Genomic DNA, 15,550 nt, shown 5'->3' with positions numbered 1-15,550 from the left:
TCCTTGATTTAGCTCTACGCTTATTTTTGGAAAGGCATGCCAAGTTGACCTAAAAGCTCACGAGCTTCTTCGTCAGTATTAGAAGTGGTTACGATAACGATATCCATACCACGCACTTTACTTACCTTGTCATAATTAATTTCCGGGAAAATCAATTGTTCTTTTACACCTAATGTGTAGTTACCGCGACCATCAAAAGCTTTCTTAGAAATACCACGAAAATCACGAACACGTGGAAGTGATACATCTACAAGCTTTTGAAGGAATTCATACATACGTTCACCACGAAGGGTTACTTTTGCCCCGATAGGCATTCCCTCACGCAAACGGAATCCTGCAATTGATTTTTTCGCTTTTGTTATAATAGGTTGTTGACCTGAGATCAATGATAATTCCTCAACAGCGCTATCTAGAGCTTTTGAGTTTTGTACAGCATCTCCAACACCCATGTTAATTACTATTTTTTCAACTTTTGGTACTTGCATTACTGAATCATAGTTGAATTTTTCAACCAAAGATGGAACGATTGTACTTTGAAACTTCTGTTTCAGTTCGTTCATCGAGTAGCCCTCCTTTCGTCGCTAATTTATTTATCTAACGCTTCACCGGATTTTTTAGCGATACGAACTTTCTTTCCGTCACGTACTTCAAATCCAACGCGAGTTGGTTCGCCCGATTTTGGATCAATCGGCATTACATTAGAAACATGAATCGGTGCTTCTTGGTTAAGAATTCCACCTTGTGGATTTTCTTGTGAAGGTTTAGCGTGTTTTTTCACAACATTAATCCCTTCAACTAAAACACGTTCTTTTTTTGGATAAGATTCAAGGATCGTTCCTTGTTTACCTTTATCCTTGCCGGATATTACTTGTATTTTGTCACCTTTTTTTACATGCATGCTAGACGCACCTCCTTACAAGGCTTTTCGATAAGTGCTTTATATTACTTCTGGAGCTAGAGAAACTATTTTCATAAATTTCGCATCACGTAATTCACGTGCAACTGGTCCGAAGATACGAGTACCTCTTGGACTTTTATCGTCACGTACGATTACTGCTGCATTTTCATCAAATCGAATATAAGAACCGTCTTTACGACGCATTCCACTCTTCGTGCGAACGACTACAGCTCTAACAACTTCACCTTTTTTGACAACGCCACCAGGTGTTGCTTGTTTCACTGTACAGACGATCACATCTCCAATATTAGCTGTTTTACGACCAGATCCACCTAGTACTTTAATTGTAAGCACTTCGCGAGCACCTGAGTTATCTGCTACTTTTAAACGTGATTCTTGTTGAATCATACCGATGTAACCTCCCTTCGGAATCATTCCGAGCGAACTTTATTAAATAATTACCGCTTCTTCCACAACTTCTACCAGACGGAAACGTTTAGTAGCTGATAATGGACGAGTTTCCATGACACGAACGACATCACCAATTTTTGCTTGGTTGTTTTCATCATGCGTTTTAAATTTCTTCGAATATTTTACACGTTTTCCATAAAGCTTATGGAACTTATATGTTTCAATCAAAACTGTAATGGTTTTATCCATTTTGTCTGATACGACACGACCAGTGTAAACCTTACGATTATTACGTTCTTCGCTCATTTGAGGCTAACCTCCTCTCGATTATCAGTTATTTACGCTTAGCTCTCTTTCACGAACGACAGTTTTCATACGTGCGATTGATTTACGCACTTCACGAAGACGCGCTGTGTTCTCAAGTTGGCCTGTTGCTAACTGGAAGCGCAAGTTGAAAAGCTCTTCTTTTAATGATTTTACTTTTTGTTCAATTTCGGCAGTGGTTAGTTCTCTGATTTCATTAGCCTTCATTGATTTCACCACCAATTTCTTCTCGTTTTACAAATTTAGTTTTAATCGGTAATTTGTGAGAAGCAAGACGTAATGCTTCGCGCGCTACTTCTTCAGAAACACCTGCGATTTCAAACATAATCTTACCTGGTTTAACTACTGCAACCCATCCTTCAGGAGCACCTTTACCGGAACCCATGCGGACTTCTAAGGGTTTAGCAGTGTATGGTTTGTCTGGAAAGATTTTAATCCAAACTTTACCGCCACGTTTCATATAACGAGTCATTGCAATACGAGCAGCCTCAATTTGACGGCTTGTAATCCAAGAAGCGTCTACGGCTTGTAGTCCATATTCACCAAAAGCAACTGACGTACCGCCTTTTGCTTTACCATTCATTTTACCACGATGTTGTCTACGATATTTTACACGTTTAGGCATTAACATAATGCTTGCCCCCTTCCTTACTTTTTATTTTTAGTTGGAAGGACTTCCCCACGATAGATCCACACTTTTACACCCAGTTTACCGTACGTAGTATCTGCTTCTGCAGTTCCGTAATCGATATCTGCACGTAATGTGTGTAGTGGAACAGTTCCTTCACTGTAATGTTCTGCACGAGCAATGTCAGCTCCGCCTAGACGGCCTGAAACTTGTGTACGAATACCTTTTGCTCCAGAACGCATAGCGCGTTGTATTGTTTGTTTTTGAGCACGACGGAATGAAATACGACTTTCTAGCTGACGAGCGATATTCTCAGCAACTAATTTTGCATTCATGTCTGCTTTTTTAATTTCAACAATATTTATGTGAACTCTTTTTCCAGTTAAAGTATTAAGAGATTTACGAAGAGCTTCAACCTCAGAACCACCTTTACCAATTACCATACCTGGTTTAGCAGTAGAAATAGAGATATTCACACGGTTAGCTGCACGTTCGATTTCAATACTAGAAACAGCGGCATCTTTTAGACGTTGTTCTACATATTCGCGAATTTTAATATCTTCGTGCAATAAGTCTGCATAATCTTTGCCAGCGTACCACTTGGACTCCCAATCGCGGATAACACCGACACGAAGTCCTATCGGATTAATTTTTTGACCCACAGATTATCCCTCCTTCTTTTCTGATACAACCACAGTAATGTGGCTAGTTCGTTTGTTTATTTGACTTGCCCGACCCATCGCACGTGGACGGAATCTTTTCAATGTAGCGCCTTCGTCTACAAATACTTCAGATACGAACAAGTTATCTGGATTCATTTCATAGTTGTGTTCTGCATTCGCAATAGCAGAGTTTAATACTTTTTCAACAACAGGCGAAGCGCCACGTTGTGTATGATTTAAAATTGATACTGCTTCTCCAACATTTTTTCCTCGAATTAAATCTATCACCAACCGAACTTTACGAGGAGCGATACGAACAGATTTTGCAACAGCTTTAGCTTGCATCAAGAGTGCCTCCTCTCATTTAACGTTTTGTTTTCTTGTCATCGCCAGAGTGTCCCCTGAACGTGCGGGATGGCGCGAATTCACCCAATTTATGTCCAACCATATCCTCAGTGATATAAACCGGTACATGTTTGCGTCCGTCATATACTGCGAAAGTATGCCCAATAAAGTTAGGGAATATAGTAGAACGACGAGACCATGTCTTAACAACTTGCTTTTTGTCGTCCTCGTTCAACTTTTCTACTTTCTTCAATAAATGATCATCTGCGAAAGGTCCTTTTTTTAAGCTACGACCCATATATAAGCCTCCCTTCGCGATTGACTGACGGGTGTTTGTTCCCGTCGTTCAACCCCGTTATTTTTTACGTTTACGAACAATAAATTTATCAGTTGTTTTGTTACGTTTACGCGTTTTGTAACCAAGTGTAGGTTTGCCCCAAGGTGACATTGGTGATTTACGACCGATTGGTGCACGTCCTTCACCACCACCGTGTGGGTGATCGTTAGGGTTCATAACAGAACCACGTACTGTCGGGCGGATGCCTTTCCAGCGTGAACGTCCTGCTTTACCAACAGTGATAAGCTCGTGTTCTAAGTTTCCTACTTGACCGATTGTTGCACGGCAAGTACCTAATACTAAGCGCACTTCACCAGAAGACAATCTTACAAGAATATATTTATCTTCACGACCAAGAATCTGTGCTTGTGATCCAGCTGAACGAGCAAGCTGTCCTCCGCGTCCTGGCTTAAGCTCTACGTTATGAATGATTGTACCGACCGGAATGCTGTGTAGTGGAAGTGAATTACCTAATTTAATATCCGCATCTGGACCAGCGATAATTTGAGTTCCAACTTGGATTCCTTTTGGTGCTAAAATATAGCGTTTTTCTCCATCAACATAGTTTATTAACGCAATGTTTGCGGAACGGTTTGGATCATACTCAATCGTAGCAACGCGTCCTGGTATTCCTTCTTTGTCGCGTTTAAAATCAATGATTCTATATTGACGCTTATGACCGCCACCGTGATGACGAACTGTTAATCTTCCCTGGTTATTACGGCCACCGCGTTTGTGCAATGGACTTAATAGGGATTTTTCTGGTTTATCAGTAGTGATTTCAGCGAAATCAGATCCCGACATTCCACGTCTACCATTAGTGGTTGGTTTATACTTTTTAATCGCCATCTTAATTTCCCTCCTTCACAATTATATTTTTTTATACACTCTCAAAGAATTCTAGTTCTTTGCTATCTGCTGATAGTTTTACTACTGCTTTTTTACGATCTGGGCGGTAACCGCCATGGCGACCCATACGTTTGAATTTACCTTTAAGGTTCATAGTGTTTACTTGTTCAACTTTAACACCAAAGATTAATTCAACAGCATCTTTTATTTGAGTTCTATTTGCTTTTGTACTCACTTCGAACGTGTACTTCTTCTCAGCCATAAGGTCTGATGAGTGTTCTGTAATGACCGGGCGCTTAATAATATCACGTGGATCCATCATTATGCAAGCACCTCCCCTGCTTTTTCAGCTGCCTCTTTTGTCAAGATCAGCTTGTCATGCGTAAGCAAGTCTAGTACGTTAACTTCACTTACAGTTAATACTTTTACGTTTGCTAAGTTATTAGCTGAACGTGCAACAACTTCGTCTTGATTAGCTGTTACAATTAATGCCTTTTCCTCAACTTTTAATGATGCAAGTAGATTTACTACTTCCTTAGTCTTTGGAGCATCGATTGAAAGAGCTTCAAGAACTACTAAGTTGTCTTCTTTCACCTTAGATGAAAGAGCTGATTTAAGTGCTAGTCTACGAACCTTTTTAGGTAATTTGTAGCTATAGCTACGAGGTGTAGGACCGAAAACAGTTCCACCACCAACCCATTGTGGAGCGCGAATTGTACCTTGACGCGCACGACCTGTACCTTTTTGACGCCACGGTTTACGACCACCACCACGCACAGCTGAACGATTTTTAACAGCGTGAGTACCTTGATGTAGTGAAGCGCGCTGCATTAATACAGCATCATGTAATACGTGTGTATTAGGTTCGATTCCGAAAACAGCATCATTTAACTCTACATCGCCGACTTGCGATCCGCTTTGATTATATAGTGCTACTTTAGGCATGACATATCCTCCCTTCAACTTATGATTAGTTAGCCTTTATTGCACTCGTGATTTTAACGAATGATTTTCTTGCACCAGGAACGTTACCTTTTACTAGTAGAAGGTTACGCTCAACATCTACCTTAACGACTTCAAGGTTTTGAATTGTTACTTGTTCTCCACCCATTTGTCCTGGTAGGTTTTTACCTTTAAATACACGCATCGGGTCAATAACACCCATTGAACCTGGTCTTCTATGGTAACGAGAACCGTGACTCATTGGCCCACGTGATTGGTTGTGGCGCTTGATAGAGCCTTGGAATCCTTTACCTTTTGAAGTACCTGTTACATCAATTGCGTCTCCAGCTTGAAAAATCTCAACGCTAATCTCTTGACCTAATTGATAGTCATCAAGATTTGCGTTACGGATTTCACGAATGAAGCGCTTAGGGTTAGTATTTGCCTTTTCAGCATGACCTTTAGCTGGTTTGTTCGTACGAGATTCTTTTGTATCAGCAAATCCTACCTGAATAGCTTCATAACCGTCATTTTCTACAGTTTTCTTTTGAAGAATAACATTCGGTTCTGCTTGAATTACAGTTACCGGAGTTAATTCCCCGTCTTCTGAGAAAAGTTGAGTCATGCCGACTTTGCGACCTAAGATTCCTTTCGTCATCCGTCACACCTCCTAATTTCAATAATTTCTATTATAGTTTAATCTCAATGTCCACACCGGATGGTAAGTCAAGACGCATTAACGAGTCAACTGTTTGCGGTGTTGGACTAACAATGTCGATAAGACGTTTGTGCGTGCGCATTTCAAATTGCTCACGAGCATCTTTGTATTTGTGCACCGCGCGTAATACTGTATAAATAGTTCTTTCTGTAGGCAACGGAATCGGCCCAGAAACATCAGCACCTGAACGTTTAGCAGTATCTACAATTTTTTCAGCTGACTGATCAAGGATACGGTGATCATAAGCTTTTAAACGAATTCTAATTTTTTCTTTTGCCATTATTTTCCCTCCTTCTTCGCCCATTTTATAATAGACATTCTCCGCGAAAATAGCTCGGCATCCCGCCATGGCAAAGGGGCCGGGTGTGCCAACAACCTTCCGCATCATCGCCTTTTATGACCAACATTACTCATTATATATAATAAGTGTCGGCAATGCAACCATTAATTAAAAATAATTTAACTAACTGCACTTCGAATATTATACAAGACTACAAAGCATCAAGCAACCTTTTTATAAAAATAATATACAGTTAATAACTGGAATCACAACAATAACTATCAGGATGAAAACTAAAAGCTTTACAGCGAGGATAAAACTTACTGTCTTTTTGTCTGATTTTAGTTAAATGATTAAAACTATATCTAAAAAATAAGCAGACAGCGAAAGAACGCTGTCTGCTTATAGTTTTTCTATTTAAGTCTATTACTTTTGAATTGTAGCAACAACGCCAGCGCCTACTGTACGTCCACCTTCACGAATAGAAAACTTAGTTCCAACCTCGGCTGCAATTGGAGATATTAGATCAACTGACATCTCAACGTTATCGCCAGGCATAACCATTTCTACTCCTTCTGGTAAGTTAATTACGCCAGTAACGTCCGTTGTACGGAAGTAAAACTGTGGGCGGTAGTTACCGAAGAATGGAGTATGACGTCCACCTTCTTCTTTAGAAAGCACATATACTTCAGCTTTGAACTGTGTGTGCGGAGTGATAGTACCTGGCTTAGCAAGTACCTGTCCACGGTTGATATCTTCACGAGCAACACCACGAAGTAGTGCACCAATGTTATCACCAGCTTCAGCATAGTCAAGAAGCTTACGGAACATTTCAACACCTGTAACAGTAGTCTTCTTAGGAGCTTCAGTAAGACCGATGATTTCAATCTCGTCACCGACTTTAACAACTCCACGCTCTACACGACCAGTAGCAACTGTACCACGGCCAGTGATTGAGAATACGTCCTCAACAGGCATCATGAATGGCTTTTCAGTGTCACGATCTGGTCTTGGAATGTACTCATCTACTGCATCCATTAGTTCATAGATTGCATTTACATATTGCTCTTCGCCTTCAAGTGCTTTAAGTGCAGAACCTTTAATTACTGGTACGTCATCCCCAGGGAAGTCGTAGTCAGAAAGAAGGTCGCGAACTTCCATTTCAACAAGTTCTAGAAGCTCTTCATCATCTACCATGTCGCATTTGTTTAAGAATACAACGATTGAAGGTACCCCAACTTGACGAGAAAGAAGGATATGCTCACGAGTTTGTGGCATCGGGCCATCTGCAGCAGATACTACTAAGATAGCTCCATCCATTTGTGCAGCACCAGTGATCATGTTTTTCACATAGTCAGCGTGTCCTGGACAGTCAACGTGTGCATAGTGGCGATTTTCAGTTTCATACTCAACGTGTGCAGTGGAAATTGTAATTCCACGCTCGCGCTCTTCTGGAGCACCGTCGATTTGGTCATAAGCCATTGCTGTACCTGAACCTGAACGATTGTGTAATACTGTAGTGATTGCTGCAGTTAGTGTTGTTTTACCATGGTCAACGTGTCCAATAGTACCAATATTTACGTGGTCTTTGGAACGATCAAATTTTTCTTTACCCATTTATAGTTCCTCCTTAAGTAAGTAAGTGTTTATTTTATAAAATGTATGCTCACTCAAAAACAACAAGTTGTTGTTTTCAAGCTTACAATACAAGTTATACTTGAGAATAACGAAAAAATCAATTATTCACCAGCATTTTTTTTAACAATTTCTTCAGTAATGCTCTTCGGTGTTTCCTCATAATGATCGAAGTGCATTGTATAAGTTCCACGTCCTTGTGTGTTAGAACGTAGTGCAGTTGCGTATCCGAACATTTCTGCAAGTGGAACAAAAGCTCTTACAACTTGTGCATTTCCACGAGCGTCCATACCTTCAACACGTCCACGACGAGATGTAACATCACCCATAATGTCTCCCATATATTCTTCTGGAATAACAACTTCTACTTTCATCATTGGCTCAAGTAGAGCTGGGTTACATTTGTTTTTGGCAGCTTTTAGTGCCATAGATGCGGCTACTTTAAATGCCATTTCGTTGGAATCGACATCGTGATAACTTCCATCAAATAGTGTGGCTTTTAAGTCAATTAACGGATATCCAGCAATTACACCATTACCCATCGCTTCCTTAACACCAGCTTCTACAGACGAAATGTACTCACGCGGTACCGAACCACCGACTGTTTTGTTTTCAAATTCAAAACCTGCACCTTCTTCGTTTGGTTCAAACTTGATCCAAACGTGACCATATTGACCACGACCACCGGATTGACGAACGAATTTTCCTTCTACATTTGCAGCAGAACGGAAAGTTTCACGATAAGATACTTGAGGAGCACCTACGTTAGCTTCTACTTTAAATTCACGTCTCATCCGATCAACGATGATATCTAGGTGTAATTCACCCATACCTGCGATGATTGTTTGACCTGTTTCAATATTTGTTTCAGTTTTGAATGTTGGATCTTCTTCAGCTAGTTTACCTAAAGCAATCGCCATTTTATCTTGATCTGCTTTTGATTTAGGTTCAATAGCTACAGATATAACTGGATCCGGGAAATCCATAGCTTCTAAAATAACTACGTCTTTCTCATCACAAAGAGTATCCCCTGTACTTGTATCTTTCAAACCTACTGCACCCGCGATGTCACCAGCATACACTGCGTCAATTTCTTGACGAGAGTTTGCGTGCATCTGCAGAATACGACCTACGCGTTCGCGTTTATCTTTTGTTGAGTTTTTAACATATGAACCAGATTTAAGTGTACCTGAGTACACACGGAAGAATGTTAATTTACCCACATAAGGATCGGTAGCAACTTTAAATGCCAATGCAGAGAACGGGGCATTGTCGTCCGGCTTACGAGTAACTTTTTCTTCTGATTGGGGGATAATACCCTCAATAGGAGGTACATCCATTGGAGATGGTAAGTAGTCAATAACTCCATCAATTAACAATTGAACACCCTTGTTTTTGAAAGCAGATCCACAAAATACTGGGTAGAATTCTACACTTAATGTAGCTTGTCGAACAGCTAACTTAAGCTCATCATTAGAAATTTCGTCCCCTTCTAAGTATCTCATCATTAGATCTTCGTCAAACTCAGCAACAGCTTCCAATAACTTAGTGCGATATTCTTCAGCTTGTTCTTTATATTCATCCGGAATTTCTCGAGCTTCTGCACGAGTTCCCAAATCATCAAGATAGAAGAAAGCTTCCATAGTGATTAGATCTATAATCCCTTCGAAATCATCTTCTGCACCGATTGGTAGTTGTACAGGATGTGCATTTGCACCTAATCGGTCTCCCAATGTTCCAACAGAATATATGAAATCTGCTCCTACTTTATCCATCTTATTAACGAATACAACACGTGGTACACCATAAGTAGTAGCCTGGCGCCACACTGTTTCTGTTTGAGGCTCAACACCTGATTGCGCATCAAGTACTGCTACCGAACCATCAAGTACACGAAGTGAACGTTCAACCTCAACTGTGAAGTCTACGTGTCCGGGTGTATCGATGATGTTAATACGGTGACCTTTCCATTGAGCAGTTGTTGCAGCTGAAGTAATTGTAATACCACGCTCTTGCTCCTGCTCCATCCAGTCCATTTGAGAAGCACCTTCGTGTGTTTCTCCAATTTTATGGATACGTCCTGTGTAGAAAAGAATACGTTCGGTTGCTGTAGTTTTACCAGCATCAATGTGTGCCATTATACCGATATTACGAGTCTTTTCCAAGGAGAACTCTCTAGGCATGAATATTTCTCCTTCCTAATAAAAAAATTAGTTTGATTTTATTGTCTAGCCTAGTGCATAACCCCTTAGGGTGCTTAAGTGAACTCTATCTATGAAAAATCATTTCAGGTTATAACCTTAAGCATCTAGGGGGCTTCACTTAAAGAAAGTTTTAGTGAGTAGAAATCAAGTAGTTTATCTGAACCGATTAATCCTAATTGCAGATAGTTTACTTGCTTCTAAAAAACCACTTGCACTTTCTTACTACCAGCGGTAATGAGCAAATGCTTTATTTGCTTCTGCCATTTTGTGCATATCTTCTCTTTTCTTGACAGCTGCACCTGTATTATTCGATGCATCAAGAATTTCATTCGCTAAGCGTTCTTCCATTGTTTTCTCTCCGCGTAGACGAGAATAGTTAACGATATAGCGAAGTCCTAGTGCTTGGCGACGCTCTGGGCGTACCTCAACTGGAACTTGGTAGTTTGAACCACCAACACGACGAGCTTTTACTTCTAGTACAGGCATTACGTTTTTCATTGCTGTTTCAAAAACTTCCATCGCATCTTGACCACCGCGCTCTTGAACTAGTTCAAAAGCTTTATAAAGAATTTTTTGTGCTTTCCCTCTCTGTCCATCAACCATAATTTGGTTGATTAATCGAGTTACAAGCTTAGAGTTGTGTAACGGATCTGGTAAGACATCACGTTTTGCTACTGGGCCTTTACGTGGCATATGTCCCCCTCCTTTCTCTTTTATAATTGTTTTACGTCAGTTATGCTGACTTATTTTTTCTTTGGTCTTTTTGTTCCGTATTTAGAGCGACCTTGTGCACGTCCCTCAACACCAGCAGTGTCAAGCGCACCACGTACAACGTGGTAACGAACACCCGGTAAATCTTTCACACGTCCGCCACGGATTAATACAACACTGTGTTCTTGTAGGTTGTGTCCGATACCAGGGATGTATGCTGTTACCTCAATTCCATTTGTCAAACGAACACGAGCGTATTTACGAAGTGCCGAGTTTGGTTTCTTTGGAGTCAATGTTCCAACACGTGTACATACACCACGTTTTTGTGGAGAAGATTGGTTTGTTAAAGATTTTTTAAAGCTATTAAAGCCTTTATTTAGTGCCGGAGAGTCAGATTTTCTACCTTTACTCACGCGACCTTTACGTACTAATTGATTAATAGTAGGCATGTTTTTTCCTCCTTTCAGTTATAAGAATCTAATACCACATATCCAGGTGGTTCATAACAAGGCAAAAAACAAAGCCTTCGCGGAATCATCCCGCCAAAACTTTATTGCTTTATCGCCACAGTCGCTGTACCTACATCTATACCACATGCATTTCCGAGCTTTTTCATCGAATCCACTCGCACGCAAGGGATTTTCAATTCATTTGCAAGACGCGACACTTTGCTAGTTACTTGCTGATCAGCATCATCAGCGATGATAACTTCACTTACTTCACCATTTTTCATGGCTTTAACCGTTTGTTTGGTTCCTATAATTAAACCATTATTTACCTGTGTTACTTTTTCATAAGACATTTTTAAGTATATCCTCCAAAGCAACAAGGATTAACGGAAGCACCTTGAATATATTATCACTCAATAAATTTAATGTCAACTAAAATTAAAGACTTTTTAGAGTAATTTATTTATTCAAAGGATACTTCCACTAGTGCACCTTGTTTTCATAGAATTAACAGTAATTACTGCGTTATCTCTTCAGTTAATTGTTCTTCTGTTACATCTTCTATTACTTCTTCTGTTTCAGCAGTTATTTTTCGGTACTTTTGCATCCCAGTACCAGCAGGTACTAGTTTACCAATGATTACATTTTCTTTTAATCCTAGTAGCTCATCTCGTTTTCCTTTGATAGCAGCATCAGTTAAGACACGAGTTGTCTCTTGGAAGGATGCGGCAGACAAGAAGGAATCTGTTTCAAGTGATGCTTTTGTAATACCTAATAGAACCGGTCTTCCAACTGCAGGTTGATTTCCGCTTATAAGTACTTTCTTATTAGCATCCCTGAATTGATGTACTTCTAGTAATGATCCTGGTAATACTTCTGTATCACCTGCATCAGCTACGCGGATTTTACGAAGCATTTGACGAACCATAACTTCTACGTGCTTGTCACCAATTTCTACACCCTGCATACGATAAACTTTTTGAACTTCTTTTAGCAAGTATCTTTGAACACCTTCAACACCCTGGACTTTAAGAAGTTCTTTCGGATCAATCGAACCTTCAGTTAACTCCTGCCCAGCAATGACCTGATCACCAATACTTACTTTAAGACGACTACCATATGGCGTTGTGTATGTGCGACTTTCTACATCACCTTGGACGACAATCTCTTGTTTATCTTTCACTTCGTTAATATCTTGTATTGTTCCACGAATTTCAGAAATAGTAGCCTGCCCTTTAGGGTGGCGTGCTTCAAATATCTCTTGAATACGAGGTAAACCTTGTGTAATATCACTACCCGCAACACCACCAGTGTGGAATGTACGCATAGTAAGCTGTGTACCTGGCTCACCAATAGATTGAGCCGCGATAATACCAACTGCTTCGCCAACTTCAACCTCTTCACCAGTTGCTAGGTTACGGCCATAACATTTTTTACATGCACCATGTCTAGTATTACAAGTGAATACAGAACGGATTAATACATTCTCAAATCCTGCATCAACAATTTGCTTCGCTACATCTTCTGTAATTACTTCATCTTTCTTAATTAAAACCTTATCTGATTCTGGATGACGCAATACTTGGAATACTGTTCTACCAATTAATCGATCGATTAATGGTTCAATTAACTCGGTACCTTCTGTAATAGACTGTACTGTTAATCCTCTATCAGTTCCACAATCCTCTTCACGGATGATAACATCCTGCGCTACATCAACCAAACGACGAGTTAAATAACCAGAGTCGGCTGTTTTAAGCGCCGTATCCGCAAGACCTTTACGTGCACCGTGAGTAGAAATAAAGTACTCTAATACCGTTAAACCTTCACGGAAACTTGATTTGATTGGTAACTCAATAATACGACCAGCCGGGTTGGCCATTAGACCACGCATACCTGCAAGCTGCGTAAAGTTAGACGCGTTACCACGAGCACCAGAATCACTCATCATAAAGATTGGGTTTCTTGGATTTAGTGTCTTCATCAATTTTTCTTGAATAACATCTTTAGCCTGAGACCAGATAGAAATAACTCTATCGTAGCGCTCTTCTTCTGTTATTAGACCTCTACGGAACTGTTTCAATACTTTATCCACTCTCGTTTGTGCTTCTTCTAGAATTTCTTCCTTCTCAGCTAACACAACGATATCAGATACACCTACTGTAATACCTGCTTTAGTAGAGTATTTAAAACCTAAATCCTTCATTCTATCAAGCATTTTCGATGTTTCACTAATCTTAAAGTTTTTAAATACCTCAGCGATTATATCACCGAGAATTCCCTTTTTGAATGGCTGAATAATTTCGCGCTCAGCGATTACTTCTTTAATATTCGCACCCTTTTCAAGGAAGTATTTTTCTGGTGTTCGTACCTCTAGGTTGTTATGAGTTGGCTCATTCATATATGGGAATGAACTTGGTAACATATTGTTAAACAAGAGTTTTCCAACTGTTGTAATTAATAATTGATTGTGTTGTTCCTCGGTGAATGTCTCACTACCAAGTGATGATGCCTGGACCGCAATTCTTGTGTGCAAGTGAACATATCCACTCTGATATGCAATTACTGCTTCATCGAGATCCTTAAATACCATACCCTCACCAACGGCGCCTTTACGTTCCATAGTCATGTAATAGTTACCTAGAACCATATCCTGTGACGGTGTAACAACTGGTTTACCATCTTTTGGATTTAAAATATTCTGAGCAGCTAACATTAGGATACGCGCCTCTGCTTGAGCTTCAGCAGATAACGGTACGTGTACAGCCATTTGGTCTCCATCAAAGTCAGCATTATACGCTGTACATACTAATGGATGAAGTCGAATCGCACGACCCTCTACTAGAGTTGGTTCAAATGCTTGAATCCCCAAACGGTGTAGTGTTGGTGCACGGTTCAGTAATACCGGATGTTCTCTAATTACTTCTTCCAAAACATCCCAAACCTCAGAGTGCAGTCGTTCAATTTTACGTTTTGCAGATTTAATATTATGAGCTAAACCTTTTTCTACTAGCTCTTTCATGATAAATGGTTTAAATAATTCAACAGCCATTTCTTTTGGTAGTCCACACTGATACATCTTTAAATGTGGCCCTACTACGATAACAGAACGACCAGAATAGTCTACACGTTTACCAAGAAGGTTTTGACGGAAACGCCCTTGCTTCCCTTTAAGCATATGCGAAAGGGATTTAAGCGGACGATTACCCGGACCTGTTACAGGACGACCACGACGGCCGTTATCGATTAACGCATCAACTGCTTCTTGTAGCATACGTTTTTCGTTTTGAACAATAATGCTAGGAGCACCGAGATCAAGTAATCGTTTCAAACGGTTATTACGGTTAATTACACGACGGTATAAATCGTTTAAATCAGACGTCGCAAATCGTCCACCGTCAAGTTGAACCATCGGTCTAAGTTCAGGCGGAATGATAGGTAATACATCAAGTACCATCCAAGAAGGAGCATTGCCAGAATTTCTGAATGCTTCCAACACCTCTAGACGCTTTATTGCTCTAGTTCTACGTTGACCCTGTGCTGTTTTTAATTCTTCTCTTAAGTGTTCAACCTCTTTTTCAAGGTCAATATCATGTAATAACTTCCTAATTGCCTCTGCACCCATTTGCGCTTGGAAGGACTTACCGTACTTATCTCTATATGCACGGTATTCTTTTTCAGAAAGCAATTGCTTTTTCTCTAATGCTGTATCGCCTGAATCAGTTACGATATATGCAGCAAAATAAATAACTTCTTCAAGCGCTCTAGGTGACATATCTAGCACTAGACCCATACGACTTGGAATACCTTTAAAGTACCAAATGTGAGAAACTGGGGCAGCTAATTCAATATGCCCCATACGCTCACGGCGAACTTTTGACTTTGTTACTTCTACACCACATCGATCACAAACAACACCCTTATAGCGGACACGTTTGTATTTTCCACAATGACATTCCCAGTCTTTTTGCGGTCCGAAAATTCTTTCGCAGAACAACCCATCTTTTTCAGGCTTAAGTGTACGGTAATTAATTGTTTCTGGTTTCTTAACCTCACCAAAAGACCACGAACGAATCTTATCCGGAGAAGCTAAACCTATTTTCATAAATTCAAAATTATTTACATCTAGCAAGGGGCCTACCTCCCTTTTAGTATTC

General features: G+C 40.1%; 20 protein-coding genes. All 20 read right to left on the bottom strand.

Annotated features, from left to right (window positions below; genetic code table 11):
- Positions 1 to 20: 20 nt before the first annotated feature.
- Positions 21 to 560, bottom strand: coding sequence for a 50S ribosomal protein L5 (gene rplE / locus LD272_RS20375; protein ID WP_226038438.1), 540 nt, complete (start codon positions 558 to 560; stop codon positions 21 to 23).
- A gap of 26 nt (positions 561 to 586) precedes the next feature.
- Positions 587 to 898: a 50S ribosomal protein L24 gene (gene rplX / locus LD272_RS20370; RefSeq protein WP_226038437.1), complete on the bottom strand. Its 312-nt coding sequence runs from the start codon at positions 896 to 898 to the stop codon at positions 587 to 589.
- Positions 899 to 937: 39 nt separating this feature from the next.
- The gene (rplN, locus tag LD272_RS20365; protein WP_226038436.1) at positions 938 to 1,306 is read right to left on the bottom strand and encodes a 50S ribosomal protein L14; all 369 of its coding nucleotides are present in this window, start codon (positions 1,304 to 1,306) and stop codon (positions 938 to 940) included.
- A 42-nt stretch (positions 1,307 to 1,348) separates the two neighbouring features.
- Complete coding sequence (gene rpsQ, locus LD272_RS20360; protein WP_226038435.1) at positions 1,349 to 1,615, bottom strand: 30S ribosomal protein S17; 267 nt, start codon at positions 1,613 to 1,615, stop codon at positions 1,349 to 1,351.
- Positions 1,616 to 1,639: 24 nt separating this feature from the next.
- Positions 1,640 to 1,840 (bottom strand): 50S ribosomal protein L29, encoded by a 201-nt coding sequence (gene rpmC / locus LD272_RS20355; RefSeq protein WP_017473656.1) that lies wholly within the window; start codon positions 1,838 to 1,840, stop codon positions 1,640 to 1,642.
- Positions 1,830 to 2,264 (bottom strand): 50S ribosomal protein L16, encoded by a 435-nt coding sequence (gene rplP / locus LD272_RS20350; RefSeq protein WP_226038434.1) that lies wholly within the window; start codon positions 2,262 to 2,264, stop codon positions 1,830 to 1,832. The genes rpmC and rplP overlap by 11 nt, the downstream gene beginning before the upstream one ends.
- Positions 2,265 to 2,281: 17 nt before the next feature.
- Positions 2,282 to 2,923 carry a 30S ribosomal protein S3 gene (gene rpsC, locus LD272_RS20345; protein WP_226038433.1) on the bottom strand — a complete coding sequence of 214 codons (642 nt, stop codon included), beginning with the start codon at positions 2,921 to 2,923 and terminating at the stop codon, positions 2,282 to 2,284.
- A gap of 3 nt (positions 2,924 to 2,926) precedes the next feature.
- Positions 2,927 to 3,268, bottom strand: a complete 342-nt coding sequence (gene rplV / locus LD272_RS20340) for a 50S ribosomal protein L22 (RefSeq protein WP_226038432.1) — start codon at positions 3,266 to 3,268, stop codon at positions 2,927 to 2,929.
- 19 nt (positions 3,269 to 3,287) lie between these two features.
- Positions 3,288 to 3,566 carry a 30S ribosomal protein S19 gene (gene rpsS / locus LD272_RS20335; protein WP_226038431.1) on the bottom strand — a complete coding sequence of 93 codons (279 nt, stop codon included), beginning with the start codon at positions 3,564 to 3,566 and terminating at the stop codon, positions 3,288 to 3,290.
- A gap of 57 nt (positions 3,567 to 3,623) precedes the next feature.
- Complete coding sequence (gene rplB, locus LD272_RS20330; RefSeq protein WP_226038430.1) at positions 3,624 to 4,454, bottom strand: 50S ribosomal protein L2; 831 nt, start codon at positions 4,452 to 4,454, stop codon at positions 3,624 to 3,626.
- A gap of 31 nt (positions 4,455 to 4,485) precedes the next feature.
- Positions 4,486 to 4,776: a 50S ribosomal protein L23 gene (rplW, locus tag LD272_RS20325; RefSeq protein ID WP_226038429.1), complete on the bottom strand. Its 291-nt coding sequence runs from the start codon at positions 4,774 to 4,776 to the stop codon at positions 4,486 to 4,488.
- Positions 4,776 to 5,399: a 50S ribosomal protein L4 gene (gene rplD, locus LD272_RS20320; protein ID WP_226038428.1), complete on the bottom strand. Its 624-nt coding sequence runs from the start codon at positions 5,397 to 5,399 to the stop codon at positions 4,776 to 4,778. The genes rplW and rplD overlap by 1 nt, the downstream gene beginning before the upstream one ends.
- Positions 5,400 to 5,424: 25 nt before the next feature.
- Complete coding sequence (gene rplC, locus LD272_RS20315) at positions 5,425 to 6,054, bottom strand: 50S ribosomal protein L3 (protein ID WP_226038427.1); 630 nt, start codon at positions 6,052 to 6,054, stop codon at positions 5,425 to 5,427.
- A gap of 31 nt (positions 6,055 to 6,085) precedes the next feature.
- Complete coding sequence (gene rpsJ, locus LD272_RS20310; RefSeq protein ID WP_226038468.1) at positions 6,086 to 6,394, bottom strand: 30S ribosomal protein S10; 309 nt, start codon at positions 6,392 to 6,394, stop codon at positions 6,086 to 6,088.
- A gap of 426 nt (positions 6,395 to 6,820) precedes the next feature.
- Positions 6,821 to 8,011 carry an elongation factor Tu gene (gene tuf, locus LD272_RS20305; RefSeq protein WP_226038426.1) on the bottom strand — a complete coding sequence of 397 codons (1,191 nt, stop codon included), beginning with the start codon at positions 8,009 to 8,011 and terminating at the stop codon, positions 6,821 to 6,823.
- A 122-nt stretch (positions 8,012 to 8,133) separates the two neighbouring features.
- Positions 8,134 to 10,212, bottom strand: a complete 2,079-nt coding sequence (gene fusA, locus LD272_RS20300; RefSeq protein ID WP_226038425.1) for an elongation factor G — start codon at positions 10,210 to 10,212, stop codon at positions 8,134 to 8,136.
- A 243-nt stretch (positions 10,213 to 10,455) separates the two neighbouring features.
- Positions 10,456 to 10,926 carry a 30S ribosomal protein S7 gene (gene rpsG, locus LD272_RS20295; protein ID WP_226038424.1) on the bottom strand — a complete coding sequence of 157 codons (471 nt, stop codon included), beginning with the start codon at positions 10,924 to 10,926 and terminating at the stop codon, positions 10,456 to 10,458.
- A gap of 50 nt (positions 10,927 to 10,976) precedes the next feature.
- The gene (rpsL, locus tag LD272_RS20290; RefSeq protein WP_226038423.1) at positions 10,977 to 11,393 is read right to left on the bottom strand and encodes a 30S ribosomal protein S12; all 417 of its coding nucleotides are present in this window, start codon (positions 11,391 to 11,393) and stop codon (positions 10,977 to 10,979) included.
- A gap of 101 nt (positions 11,394 to 11,494) precedes the next feature.
- A complete protein-coding gene (locus LD272_RS20285; protein WP_226038422.1) occupies positions 11,495 to 11,746 on the bottom strand; it encodes a 50S ribosomal protein L7ae-like protein in 252 nt (83 codons plus the stop codon).
- A gap of 164 nt (positions 11,747 to 11,910) precedes the next feature.
- Entirely contained in the window at positions 11,911 to 15,525 is a 3,615-nt protein-coding gene (gene rpoC, locus LD272_RS20280; protein ID WP_226038421.1) for a DNA-directed RNA polymerase subunit beta', read from the bottom strand.
- Positions 15,526 to 15,550 lie beyond the last annotated feature (25 nt).

The sequence above is a fragment of the Aquibacillus saliphilus genome (genome assembly GCF_020404745.1).
GTDB classification, from domain to species: domain Bacteria; phylum Bacillota; class Bacilli; order Bacillales; family Amphibacillaceae; genus Aquibacillus; species Aquibacillus saliphilus.
The sequence above is the reverse complement of the archived record's forward strand: the minus strand, read 5'-3'. Positions and strand labels throughout refer to the sequence as shown.

Bases quoted from the DNA above. Each gene is read 5' to 3' on its own strand.
- rplE (WP_226038438.1), bottom strand. From the start codon at position 560: ATGAACGAACTGAAACAGAAGTTTCAAAGTACAATCGTTCCATCTTTG.
- rplX (WP_226038437.1), bottom strand. From the start codon at position 898: ATGCATGTAAAAAAAGGTGACAAAATACAAGTAATATCCGGCAAGGAT.
- rplN (WP_226038436.1), bottom strand. From the start codon at position 1,306: ATGATTCAACAAGAATCACGTTTAAAAGTAGCAGATAACTCAGGTGCT.
- rpsQ (WP_226038435.1), bottom strand. From the start codon at position 1,615: ATGAGCGAAGAACGTAATAATCGTAAGGTTTACACTGGTCGTGTCGTA.
- rpmC (WP_017473656.1), bottom strand. From the start codon at position 1,840: ATGAAGGCTAATGAAATCAGAGAACTAACCACTGCCGAAATTGAACAA.
- rplP (WP_226038434.1), bottom strand. From the start codon at position 2,264: ATGTTAATGCCTAAACGTGTAAAATATCGTAGACAACATCGTGGTAAA.
- rplV (WP_226038432.1), bottom strand. From the start codon at position 3,268: ATGCAAGCTAAAGCTGTTGCAAAATCTGTTCGTATCGCTCCTCGTAAA.
- rpsS (WP_226038431.1), bottom strand. From the start codon at position 3,566: ATGGGTCGTAGCTTAAAAAAAGGACCTTTCGCAGATGATCATTTATTG.
- rplB (WP_226038430.1), bottom strand. From the start codon at position 4,454: ATGGCGATTAAAAAGTATAAACCAACCACTAATGGTAGACGTGGAATG.
- rplW (WP_226038429.1), bottom strand. From the start codon at position 4,776: ATGATGGATCCACGTGATATTATTAAGCGCCCGGTCATTACAGAACAC.
- rplD (WP_226038428.1), bottom strand. From the start codon at position 5,399: ATGCCTAAAGTAGCACTATATAATCAAAGCGGATCGCAAGTCGGCGAT.
- rplC (WP_226038427.1), bottom strand. From the start codon at position 6,054: ATGACGAAAGGAATCTTAGGTCGCAAAGTCGGCATGACTCAACTTTTC.
- rpsJ (WP_226038468.1), bottom strand. From the start codon at position 6,394: ATGGCAAAAGAAAAAATTAGAATTCGTTTAAAAGCTTATGATCACCGT.
- tuf (WP_226038426.1), bottom strand. From the start codon at position 8,011: ATGGGTAAAGAAAAATTTGATCGTTCCAAAGACCACGTAAATATTGGT.
- fusA (WP_226038425.1), bottom strand. From the start codon at position 10,212: ATGCCTAGAGAGTTCTCCTTGGAAAAGACTCGTAATATCGGTATAATG.
- rpsG (WP_226038424.1), bottom strand. From the start codon at position 10,926: ATGCCACGTAAAGGCCCAGTAGCAAAACGTGATGTCTTACCAGATCCG.
- rpsL (WP_226038423.1), bottom strand. From the start codon at position 11,393: ATGCCTACTATTAATCAATTAGTACGTAAAGGTCGCGTGAGTAAAGGT.
- LD272_RS20285 (WP_226038422.1), bottom strand. From the start codon at position 11,746: ATGTCTTATGAAAAAGTAACACAGGTAAATAATGGTTTAATTATAGGA.